The sequence below is a fragment of the Delftia sp. WSY_22 genome (assembly GCF_043104185.1).
GTDB lineage: Bacteria > Pseudomonadota > Gammaproteobacteria > Burkholderiales > Burkholderiaceae_C > Comamonas > Comamonas tsuruhatensis.
In genome coordinates, this window is record NZ_JBICKN010000023.1 from 91,911 (window position 1) to 98,124 (window position 6,214).

Sequence of the window (6,214 nt, forward strand, 5' to 3'; positions counted from 1 at the left end):
CGCCACGCTGCAGACGCAAAAAGGCTGCCGGTCCGGCAGCCTTTTTCGTTGTGGCTGGGGGTTGCGTCTCAGGCCACCGCCGCCGCCTCCGCACTGCGCCCCATCCCCAGATAGGTATCGATGATGCGCCGGTCATGCAGCAGCTCCCTGGCCGCGCCGCTGAGGGCCACGGCGCCCATCTCCAGCACGTAGGCACGGTCGGCCACCTTGAGGGCGGCGCGCGCGTTCTGCTCGACCAGCAGCACCGAGACGCCGTGGTCGCGCAGGCCGGCCACGACCTGCAGCACCTCGCGCACGATCAGCGGCGCCAGGCCCAGCGAGGGCTCGTCCAGCAGCAGCAGGCGCGGGCGCGCCATCAGCGCGCGGCCGATGGCCAGCATCTGGCGCTCGCCGCCCGACAGGGTGGAGGCCATCTGCGGGCGCCGCTCCCTCAGGCGCGGGAAGATGGCAAAGACCTCGTCCATGCGCTGCGCCTGGTCGCGCAGGCCCCGGCGCCAGCGCGAGAAGCCGCCCAGCAGCAGGTTGTCCTCCACCGACATCTCGCCGAACAGCTCGCGCTTTTCGGGCACCAGGGCGACGCCGTTGGCCACCATGACCTCGACGCCGGGGCGTGCGATGCGCTTGCCGTCCAGATGGATCTCGCCGCGCGAGGGCAGCAGGCCCATGGCGGCCGACAGCAGCGTGGTCTTGCCCGCGCCGTTGGGGCCGATGACGGTGACGATCTCGCCGCTGCGCACATCCAGATCCACCTGGTGCACGGCCTCCACGGGACCGTAGGACACGCTCAGGCCCTTGAGCTGCAAAAGGGTGTCGGTCATGCCGTCTCTCCGGTTGCCTCGTCGTCGTCGCCGCCGCCCAGGTAGGCATCCAGCACGCGCTGGTTGACCTGGATCTGGGCCGGCGTGCCTTCGGCGATCACGGTGCCGAACTCCAGCACCGTGATGCGGTCCGCAAGATTCATGACGAACTCCATGTCGTGCTCCACGACGAGAATGCCCAGCCCCTCGGCGCGCAGCTGGCGCAGCAGGTCGGCCAGGGCCTGTTTTTCCAGGTGGCGCAGGCCGGCGGCCGGCTCGTCCAGCAGCAGGGCCGCAGGCTGTCCGGCCAGGGCGCGTGCGATCTCCACGATGCGCTGCTGGCCCAGGGCCAGCGAGGCGGCCGGCACATCGGCGAAGGCGCCCAGGCCGCAGCGCTCGATCTGGCGGCGCGCCTCGGCCAGCACCGAGGCCTCCTCGGCCCGGTCCAGGCGCAGCATGGAGGCCAGCCAACCCCGGTGCGCACGCCGGTGCGCGCCCACGGCCACGTTCTCCAGCACGCTGCGCTGGCCCAGCAGGCGCACATGCTGGAAGGTGCGGCCCAGGCCCAGGGCGGCAAAGCGGCGCGAGGGCGCATCGTTCATGGCCTGGTCCATGAAGCGCACCTGGCCCTCGGTGGGCGAGTCCACGCCCGAGATCATGTTGAAGAAAGTGCTCTTGCCCGCGCCGTTGGGACCGATCAGCGCATGCACCTCGCCGGCCTTGAGCGTCATGGCCACATCGTTGTTGGCCACCAGGCCGCCAAAGCGCTTGGTCACATGCTCGGCCGCCAGCAGCACCTGGCCCGCCGCGGGCAGCGCGCGCTGCGCCAGCGGCGCAGCGTCCGCCAGCTTCAGATCGGACACGGGTCGGCGCACCCAGCGCGCCGTGAGCGCCTGCAGCGTGGGCCACAGGCCTTCTGCAAAGCGCTGCAGCACCAGCACCATCAGCAGGCCGAAGACGATGACCTCGAAGTTGCCGCTGGTGCCCAGCAGGGCCGGCAATATGTCCTGCAGCTTTTGCTTGATCAGCGTGATCAGCGTGGCGCCCAGCACCGCGCCCCACAGGTGGCCGGCGCCGCCGACCACGGCCATGAACAGGTACTCGATGCCCACGTTCAGGTTGAAGGGCGCCGGGCTCACGAAGCGCTGCATGTGGGCGTAGAGCCAGCCCGACAGCGTGGCCAGCAGGGCCGCCAGCACGAAGAGCTTGACGCGGTAGTGCGCCGTGTCGATGCCCATGGACTCGGCCATGACGCGGCCGCCGCGCAGCGCGCGGATGGCCCGGCCCTCGCGCGAGTCCAGCAGGTTGTGCAGCAGCCACAGCGCCACCAGCAGCACGGCCCAGATCACCACGCCCATGGCGCGCGGCGAGGCCAGCGAGACGCCACCGATCACCAGCGGCGCAATGCCCGTGATGCCGGTCTGCCCGCCCAGGAACTCCATGTTGCCGAACAGGTAGTACAGGCTCAGCCCCCAGGCGATGGTGCACAGCGGCAGGTAGTGGCCCTGCAGCTTGACCGTGACCGCGCCCAGCAGCCAGGCCACGACGAAGGTGATGAGCAGGCCCAGCGCCAGGCCCACCCAGGGCAGGCCCGCCGCGCCCACCAGCCCGCCCAGCGCCGCCACCGAGGCAGGCGCCGTGCAGACCCAGGCCGTGGCATAGGCGCCGATGCCCACGAAGGCCGCCTGGCCGAACGAGGTCATGCCGCCCACGCCGGTCAGCATCACCAGGCCTGCGGCCACCATGGCGAACAGGCCGATGTAGCTGAGGATGACGACGGTGAAATCGGGCAGGAAGCCCCAGGACGCGGCCAGCAGCGCAATGGCCGCCACCGTGAGCACGCGCGTGCTGATGCCGCCCGAAGCGGCCTTGGCAGGCGCCGTGGCCTGCGAGGAAACGGGGGCGCTCATTCTTCTTCCTCCACATGGTGGCTATTGCGCGATCGCCACCACAGCACCGGGATGATCAGCGTGAACACCAGCACCTCCTTGTAGGCACTGGCCCAGAACGACGAGAAGGCCTCCAGCAGCCCGACCAGCAGCGCGCCGGCCAGGGCCAGCGGGTAGCTGGCCAGCCCGCCCACGATGGCGGCCACGAAGCCCTTGAGGCCGATCAGAAAGCCGGTGTCGTAGTACACCGTGGTCAGCGGCGCGATCAGCAGGCCGGAGATGGCGCCGATCAGCGCGGCCAGCGCAAAGCTCACGTCGCCGGCCATGGCCGTGGGAATGCCCATGAGGCGTGCGCCCACGCGGTTGATGGCCGTGGCGCGCAGCGCCTTGCCGATCATGGAGCGCTCGAAGAACACGAACAGCAGGGCCACCAGCACCAGGGTCACGCCCACCACCACCAGGGACTGGCCCGAGATCGTGATGTCGCCCAGGCGCAGCTGCGCCTCGGAAAACGCGGGGGTGCGCGAGCCTTCGGCCCCGAAGAACAGCAGCCCCAGGCCGACCAGCACGCCGTGCATGGCCACCGAGACGATGAGCAGCATCAGCACCGAGGCATGGGCCAGCGGCCGGTAGGCCAGGCGGTACAGCAGCGGCCCCATGGGCGTGATCAGCACCAGGGTGGCCAGCGCCTGCAGCATCAGCGAGGACGGGCGCAGCCCCCAGGCCAGGGCCACGGCAATGGCCGGCAGCGCCAGGCACCACAGGAAGGTGGCGGGCCAGCTCACCTGGCTGCCCGCGCGCCAGCGCAGCAGGTCCACCACCAGCACGGCGGCGGCCAGGGCCAGCAGCAGCCACAGCGTGGTGGGCACGCGTCCGGCCTGCATCATGGCCAGGGTGAGCGCGCCGAAGGCGACGAACTCCCCCTGCGGGATGAAGATGATGCGGGTGACCGAGAACACCAGCACCAGGGCCAGCGCCATCAGGCCGTAGACGGCGCCGTTGACGATGCCGTCCTGCCCCAGCAGCAGGGCGATTTGCAGATCCATGATCGACTTTCGAGCAGACGCGGCCAAGCGCCACAGCGGCCGCCGCCAGGCGCGGCAGCCGCTGCGGCCTCAGGCCTGCAGGTTCAGGGCTGGTACTTCCAGGTACCGTTCTCGATCTTGACCATGACGGCCGCGCGCTGGTCCAGGCCCAGGTGGTCGGTGGGCGTCATGTTGAAGATGCCGTGGGCGCCGGCCACGTCCTTGGTCTGCTCCAGCGCATCGCGCAGCGCGGCGCGGAACTCGGCCGTGCCGGGCTGGGCCTTCTTGAGCGCGGCGGGAATCGCCGCTTCGAGCACGCGGCCCGCATCCCAGGAATGCGCGCCAAAGGTCGAAGCCGTGCCCTTGCCGTTGGCGGCCTCGTAGGCCTCCACATAGGAGACGGCGGACTTCTTGACCGGGTTGCTGTCGGGCAGCTGGTGGGCCACCAGCACGGGGCCGGCGGGCAGCAGCGTGCCTTCCACATCCTTGCCGCCCACGCGCAGGAAGTCGGCATTGGCCACGCCGTGGGTCTGGTAGATCTTGCCCTGGTAGCCGCGCTCCTTGAGCGACTTCTGCGGCAGTGCGGCCGGCGTGCCCGAGCCGGCGATCAGCACCGCATCGGGCTTGGCCGCCATGAGCTTGAGCGTCTGGCCCGTGACCGAGGTGTCGCTGCGCGAATAGGCCTCGGTGGCGGTGAGCTTGAGGCCCTTGGCATCGGCCACCTTGCGGAATTCCTGCAGCCAGCTTTCTCCATAGGCGTCGTTGAAGCCGATGTAGCCCACGGTCTTGATGCCGGCCTTGGCCATGTGCTCGCCGATGGCGGCGGCCATCATGGCGTCGTGCTGGGGCGTCTTGAAGACCCAGAACTTCTTGGCATCCACGGGCTCGACGATCTTGGCCGAGGCCGCCAGCGTGATCATGGGCGTCTTGGCCTCGGAGACCACGTCCACCATGGCCAGGGAGTTGGGCGTGATGCTGGAGCCCAGGATCACGTCGACCTTGCTCTCGCTGATCAGCTTGCGCGTGTTGGCCACGGCCGCCGTGGTGTCGGAGGCGTCGTCCAGGATGATGTAGTTGACCTTCTGGCCCGCCACCGTGCGCGGCATCAGCGCCACCGTGTTCTTTTCGGGAATGCCCAGCGACGCGGCCGGCCCGGTGGCCGAGACCACCACGCCCACGTTGATGTCGGCCAGGGCCGAGCCCCAGACCGTGGCCAGGGTTGCGGCCAGCAGGCCTAGTTTTGTCATGCGCTTCATGTCTGTCTCCTTTGTGTTGGATGGGGCGCGGTGCCGTCAGGCGCCACAATTTACCGTGGTAACTATTTTTTTGCCAGCGGTTTGATGCACGGGTTTGCCTGGGGTCTGCACGGCCGGCAAGCCTCCGAGGAACAGGTCGGCCACCACGGGGGCCATGGCCTCGTGGTCCAGCGTTCCGTCGGGCCGCAGCCAGGTGAACATCCAGTTCATCATCCCGAACAGCAGCATGGCCAGCGCCTTGGACAGGCCCGCGCCGTCGGCGTCCGGCCGCAGCTGGGCCACCGCCTGGGCAAAGGCCTCGACCACGGCGCGCTCCTTGCCCACCACGCGCTGGCGGTCCTCGTCCTGCAGGAAGCGCACGTCCTCGGTCAGCACGCGGTGGGCATGGCGGGCATGGGCGTACTCCTGCACGAAGCGTTCGATCAGCATGCGCAGCCGCGGCTCGGGCGGCAGGCCCATGGCCTGCACCTCGTCCACCAGGGCCTGCAGCCGCGTCATGTGGCCATCGGTGATGTCCACCAGCAGCGCGTACTTGTCGCGGAAGTAGTGGTAGATGGTGGGCTTGGACAGGCCGCAGGCCTGGGCCACCTCGTTCATCGAAGTGCCGGGGTAGCCGCTGCGCGCGAACAGCGCGGCGGCATGGCCCAGGATCAGTTCGCGCTGGTCGTCGTATCCGGAAGATCGGCCTCGGGCCATGGGACTCCTGTGCGTGCTCAGCGGCTGCGGTGGTCGATCACGCGGCGGGCCTTGCCCACCAGGGTGCGCTCTATGGAATCGGGCCGCAGCACCTCGACCTCGGCGCTCACGCCGACCAGGGTCTTGATGCGCTGCTGCACCCACAGGGCCAGCGCCTCGGTGTCGCCCTGCGTGCCCGGCTGCATCTCGCAGCGCACGGCCAGCCGGTCCAGGTTGCCCTCGCGCGTGACCACCAGCTGGTACTGGCCCGACAGCTGGGCGTTCTGCAGCACGATCTCCTCGATCTGCGTGGGAAACAGGTTCACGCCGCGGATGATGAGCATGTCGTCGCTGCGCCCCACGATCTTGCCCATGCGCCGGAAGCTGCGCGAAGTCGGCGCCAGCAGCCGCGTCAAATCCCGCGTGCGGTAGCGCACGATGGGCATGGCTTCCTTGGACAGCGACGTGAAGACCAGCTCGCCCTCGCTGCCGTCGGGCAGCACCTCGCCCGTGTCGGGGTCGATGATCTCGGGATAGAAATGGTCTTCCCAGATCACCGGCCCGTCCTTGCT

At 69.5% G+C, this 6,214-nt stretch carries 5 protein-coding genes and 1 pseudogene; all 6 read right to left on the minus strand.

Annotated features, from left to right (window positions below; all coding sequences use genetic code 11):
* Positions 1–68 precede the first annotated feature (68 nt).
* Positions 69–818 (minus strand): ABC transporter ATP-binding protein, encoded by a 750-nt coding sequence (locus ACF8NF_RS13330; RefSeq protein WP_070080829.1) that lies wholly within the window; start codon positions 816–818, stop codon positions 69–71.
* Entirely contained in the window at positions 815–2,707 is a 1,893-nt protein-coding gene (locus ACF8NF_RS13335; protein ID WP_016454720.1) for an ATP-binding cassette domain-containing protein, read from the minus strand. The genes ACF8NF_RS13330 and ACF8NF_RS13335 overlap by 4 nt, the downstream gene beginning before the upstream one ends.
* Entirely contained in the window at positions 2,704–3,732 is a 1,029-nt protein-coding gene (locus tag ACF8NF_RS13340; RefSeq protein WP_012202505.1) for a branched-chain amino acid ABC transporter permease, read from the minus strand. Before ACF8NF_RS13340 ends, ACF8NF_RS13335 begins: the two co-directional genes overlap by 4 nt.
* A gap of 83 nt (positions 3,733–3,815) precedes the next feature.
* A complete protein-coding gene (locus ACF8NF_RS13345) occupies positions 3,816–4,967 on the minus strand; it encodes an ABC transporter substrate-binding protein (RefSeq protein WP_392450714.1) in 1,152 nt (383 codons plus the stop codon).
* Positions 4,968–5,003: 36 nt separating this feature from the next.
* Complete coding sequence (locus ACF8NF_RS13350) at positions 5,004–5,663, minus strand: TetR/AcrR family transcriptional regulator (protein WP_016449263.1); 660 nt, start codon at positions 5,661–5,663, stop codon at positions 5,004–5,006.
* Positions 5,664–5,680: 17 nt separating this feature from the next.
* Positions 5,681–6,214 (minus strand): annotated as a pseudogene (locus ACF8NF_RS13355) (phenylacetate--CoA ligase); the annotation flags it as partial.

What these genes read in the sequence shown, in the direction of transcription:
- ACF8NF_RS13330 (WP_070080829.1), bottom strand. Translation starts at nt 818, where the DNA reads ATGACCGACACCCTTTTGCAGCTCAAGGGCCTGAGCGTGTCCTACGGT.
- ACF8NF_RS13335 (WP_016454720.1), bottom strand. Translation starts at nt 2,707, where the DNA reads ATGAGCGCCCCCGTTTCCTCGCAGGCCACGGCGCCTGCCAAGGCCGCT.
- ACF8NF_RS13340 (WP_012202505.1), bottom strand. Translation starts at nt 3,732, where the DNA reads ATGGATCTGCAAATCGCCCTGCTGCTGGGGCAGGACGGCATCGTCAAC.
- ACF8NF_RS13345 (WP_392450714.1), bottom strand. Translation starts at nt 4,967, where the DNA reads ATGAAGCGCATGACAAAACTAGGCCTGCTGGCCGCAACCCTGGCCACG.
- ACF8NF_RS13350 (WP_016449263.1), bottom strand. Translation starts at nt 5,663, where the DNA reads ATGGCCCGAGGCCGATCTTCCGGATACGACGACCAGCGCGAACTGATC.